Genomic DNA, 4,045 nt, shown 5'->3' with positions numbered 1-4,045 from the left:
GGTCAGTAGGGGCTGTTCTCAAAGTACTGCTTGGCCTCCTCCAGCCCGCAGAAGTCAAAGACCTCATGGAGCTCTGCCACCACACGCCGGATGTCCGTGGGAGAAAAACCGCAGTTTTCCATAGCGTAGATGACATAGCCACAGCAGGCATTGTTGCTCCACGGCTGGGCAAGCAGGGCCGCCAGTTCAGGATCATACTTCATGTCGGTTTTCTCCTTGATTAAAGTTTCGGGAGCGCCACGCTCATTTCCTTGGCCCGTCATAAGACAGTAATACTCAGCATAACGCTCCCGAGGGGGCAGCGGCCCGGAGGGGCAAGCGGCCAACTTGTCCGGTTGCGGATCGTGGCCGTGGGGTGGCTTGTCCCACTTGCGGCGCTGGTGTTGTTCGCTCGTTCTCCTGCCGGAGAAGTCACAGCGCACCCGCCGCCCGGCTCCCCGCTCTATGGCTCGGGGCCGCCGCTATTCAGTTGTTGATCGGATGTAACTCCTCTCATATACCAAGGACAAAAAACTGCGCTTTGGCAGGGTGGCTTACAAAACTTTTTTCAAATATTTTCTCATAGCAGCCAAACCGCTTTGAACCGACTCCTGCACAGAAGTTTTGCTCACGCCTTCGACCATAGCCACCTCCCGATAGCTCTTGCCGAGGATCACACAGGCGTCCACCCGGCGGCCCTGCGTTTCGGGCAAGGAATTGAGCGCAGCGCACAGATGGCAGAACAGCTCCATGCGCTCCAGCAGCTCCTGAGGGGTGGGTTCGGAAACGCAGGCAGAGTATTCAATCCCGTCCTCGCAATCGAGGGAATACTGTGCCTTGTTGCGGATAACACGCCGCTGATAGGCGGCTTCATACAGTCTGCTTGCCCGGAGCTCGTCAGCCACTTCCTCGGAAACCTCTATGTATTCGTCGTGGGGGTACCACGGGTAAAAGTCTTTCAGATTGATTGTCGTCATTTGTAATTCCTCCGTTCAGATGGTTGGGGGTGAATGGCGTTCTGAACGGGACAAGGTGGAGATCGGCATCGAAACTCAACTCGTTTCTTTTTTCTCGATATGAATCGCAGTACACTTTGTTTTCCGTGCCGAGCTTCTACGCAACATTGAAATTCATATTCGACAACTTAGAAAAGCAAAGTGGCCTGGGATTCATCGAAACCTCCCTTCACCAGATAAATGAATTACAATACCTAAAATAGGCGCACTGTGATGAATTTAGTCAGAAAAGAGTGTATTGTAAAATGTTTTTGAGGTGAATTACAATGCAATCTTATTCCAGGCCTTTAGGCGACGCAGTAAAGCGTGCGCGAGCTGAACTTGGTTTCACCCAGAATCAAGTTGCAGAAGCGGCAGATATTGATGTGCGTACAGTACTGAACATAGAGAACTATAAAGGCAATCCTAAAATGGAAGTGCTCTTCCCTCTTGTACGTGTGTTGAAAATGGACTCCAGAGAGATTTTCTATCCAGAAATGCGTCGTGAAAGTCCAGCAATTCGCCGGTTGCGCTTCTTGATAGAAGAATGTAGCGAAGAAGAAGCAGAGGCTTTAGCACCTACGATAGAGTCTATTCTGTCTGTATTGAGATCAAAAACAGCTGCTACGGTTGGCTAATCATAAAAAAGAGAGCCTGCGTCCCTTATATTAGGGAAGCAGGCTCTTCATACCTAAGTGTCAGGCTCTTTGCTTACTACCATTTTCAGTTGTACGACATCTACCCTAATTTCCTTTTTACATTTAGGGCAGTAAAGGGGGAATTTCACAAGGACAGTATCTGCATATATTTTTGTTCGTGTCTTTCCACCACAAATTGGGCAGCAAACCCACAGTGAGCCTTGTTGATCGTTTTTTACTGGTTCTATTCCGTCGTGTCTCTGCGTTAATCGGCGGGATCTATCAGACGAAATATACATACCCCCAAAAGGTCAGTTGGCTTCGAGCGAGATTTGATGATTTCCGTATTTCACATAGTCTACCTGAGACAGATCCAACGGAGCGGCGAACACATAATACTCCATGCCTTCCATACCCGCAGTTTCACTAATAGCTACTGTGGAGCCGTCCTTTAAGACAACTTCCAAGGGACCGACATACGGAACAATGCGGTTGTTGTTAGGTTCTGTAGCGGAGTAACTGAAAGTAAGGCTCAAAGGCGAAAGAGTCAGGTTCTCCAGCGTACTGGTATATCCATATTCTTCATCCGACCAGGTCAGGCCAGCCGTATCCAGCGAGAGTATCTCGGTATCATTATAAAGGGTAATGTCGAAGGAAAACTCTCCACTCAGAATTTGAGTATATTCCTTTTCGGGAGTCTGAAGCCATAGCCCATGAAGGGTAAGCTGCTTGGACACCTCGTCATTGAAACGGACATCGGTTCCGGTTTGAGCTCCAATCCAGATAACAACTTCTTTTAAATTATCCTGGGGATTTTCATCAGGGAGCCAATCACATTTGAGGATGTAACCACTATCGGAATAGGCACCATCCTCAAAGGTAAGCTCCAATGCTTCACCAGGCCCAAAAAGCTGGTAGCATCCATCTGTCTTGCTATCATAATCGGGCAGAATCACATCTTCCGGTGCCTTGATCTGGAGGCGGAGATAGTAAACGTTTTCGTCGGCCAGAGCTGCAATAGGTGTAATGGTTGTGCCGTTGCTGGTTACACCATTCTCAAAAGTCTTTCCCATCTGGTCAATGACCTGAATCTGGCCATCCGAAAGAGAGCCATTCTTTTCAGCAAAGAAATTTTGAAGCAGTGCTCCCGCACCGAGTACATGGCCAACTGCCAACGCAGAAACAGTAAGTGTAGAAATGATTGCTGCAACCGCCAAAAAACGAAGTGGACGGATGTGTTTCCGCGGTTTATTCATTGATACTTTATTCATAGTTAACTCCTTAATCCGTGACGAGGAGTAAGGAGTAGTAATGCCCAAATCCAAACCCTCCACCGGGTATGAATCCAGCAAATCGGAAATATTACGCTTCATTAACAAATCCCTTCCTCGTCAGTATTTCTTTTAGTTTTGCGCGACCTCTTCTTAGCCTGGTTTTGATGGTTGATTCATTGATTGCCATGCTAAGGGAGATCTCTTGAATCGTTTGAGCGTAGTAATAATATCGCAAAAAAATCTCTTGATCTTGTTCTGGCAACGATTGGATTGCTTTACGAACGAGCTGTTGCTCCTCGGCCTGCTCAACATCATTTAGCGGATCATTGGGGCCGGGAATATCAAGAAAATCATCTTCTAGCGGAAGAGTCTTTCCCATCTTCCGTAACTTGTTTTTTGCTTTATTTCTCGCAACGGCAGCAAGCCACCCTTTTACAAAACCCGGTTTCAATTCGGATGATTGCTGCCATGCAGCCAGAAATACATCTGATACGACCTCCTCTCCGTCCTCCTGGGACATAGCACCGCGAAGAATATTCCATACCACAGTAGAAACATAAGGTATGTAAATATCCATAAGTGATTCTAGCCCAGACGGATCACCGGTTTGCATTTTATGCAATATGGCATCTTCTCTCATAAGAAAGGCTCCTAACTGTCTTTGAAAGCTGCTTTCGCTTATAATATCACACCATTTTGATGCTAGGTTTCAAAAATTTTTGCTTTTGACGGCTACTGAAATCGGTAGCAGTTTTGGGAATATTCATCGATGAATTTGAGATATTGTTCACGGCTCGTAATTTCTAACGGTAGTCCGTTTTCCGTAGTATGAAATGATACAATGTGATTTTTCTCGTCGATCCATACTCGCCATGATTCGCACAGTTCTTTTTCTACTTCCATTCGGTATCCCTCCATCTACAACGGTTGCTTAGGAAAACTCTTTATAAAAATAATTGTTATAACAAGGATGGAATTTGTTTTATATAGCCTCGCATCACTAATATCACATAAAATCGTTGTGTAGTTTCAAAAATTAATTGGTATTTTAGACCGGCAAGCAGGGCAAGTGTGGCCACACTTGCTATTTTTGCAGCCCGAGAAGGCAGCAAAAACGCTTGTTGGGGGGCCTCCCCAAACCCGGCACTTCGGGACAAAA

General features: G+C 46.6%; 7 protein-coding genes. 1 reads left to right on the top strand and 6 read right to left on the bottom strand.

The genetic code is table 11. The features are described from left to right. Window positions 1-2: 2 nt before the first annotated feature. Both ACQRD3_RS13345 and ACQRD3_RS13340 read right to left on the bottom strand, forming a co-directional pair. Window positions 3-203 (bottom strand): hypothetical protein, encoded by a 201-nt coding sequence (locus tag ACQRD3_RS13345; RefSeq protein WP_427781714.1) that lies wholly within the window; start codon window positions 201-203, stop codon window positions 3-5. Between the two features lie 330 nt (window positions 204-533). Next, window positions 534-956 (bottom strand): RNA polymerase sigma factor, encoded by a 423-nt coding sequence (locus tag ACQRD3_RS13340; protein WP_427781713.1) that lies wholly within the window; start codon window positions 954-956, stop codon window positions 534-536. A 305-nt stretch (window positions 957-1,261) separates the two neighbouring features. Between ACQRD3_RS13340 and ACQRD3_RS13335 the strand changes: the two genes are divergently transcribed. Then, window positions 1,262-1,612, top strand: a complete 351-nt coding sequence (locus ACQRD3_RS13335; RefSeq protein ID WP_427781712.1) for a helix-turn-helix transcriptional regulator — start codon at window positions 1,262-1,264, stop codon at window positions 1,610-1,612. A 53-nt stretch (window positions 1,613-1,665) separates the two neighbouring features. Here ACQRD3_RS13335 and ACQRD3_RS13330 read toward each other — a convergent pair whose 3' ends face one another. The 4 genes from ACQRD3_RS13330 to ACQRD3_RS13315 all read right to left on the bottom strand — a co-directional run. After that, window positions 1,666-1,827, bottom strand: coding sequence for a cysteine-rich KTR domain-containing protein (locus tag ACQRD3_RS13330; RefSeq protein WP_242853780.1), 162 nt, complete (start codon window positions 1,825-1,827; stop codon window positions 1,666-1,668). Between the two features lie 96 nt (window positions 1,828-1,923). After that, the gene (locus ACQRD3_RS13325) at window positions 1,924-2,985 is read right to left on the bottom strand and encodes a hypothetical protein (protein ID WP_427781711.1); all 1,062 of its coding nucleotides are present in this window, start codon (window positions 2,983-2,985) and stop codon (window positions 1,924-1,926) included. After that, on the bottom strand, window positions 2,975-3,526 hold the full coding sequence (locus ACQRD3_RS13320; RefSeq protein ID WP_050618675.1) for an RNA polymerase sigma factor: 552 nt from the start codon (window positions 3,524-3,526) through the stop codon (window positions 2,975-2,977). The genes ACQRD3_RS13325 and ACQRD3_RS13320 overlap by 11 nt, the downstream gene beginning before the upstream one ends. 319 nt (window positions 3,527-3,845) lie before the next feature. Continuing rightward, on the bottom strand, window positions 3,846-4,045 hold a 200-nt coding region (locus tag ACQRD3_RS13315), incomplete at its 5' end, for a hypothetical protein (protein ID WP_427781710.1).

It is taken from the genome of Candidatus Pseudoscillospira sp. SGI.172 (genome assembly GCF_050313575.1).
Lineage (GTDB): Bacteria > Bacillota > Clostridia > Oscillospirales > Oscillospiraceae > Vermiculatibacterium.
The sequence above is the reverse complement of the archived record's forward strand: the minus strand, read 5'-3'. Positions and strand labels throughout refer to the sequence as shown.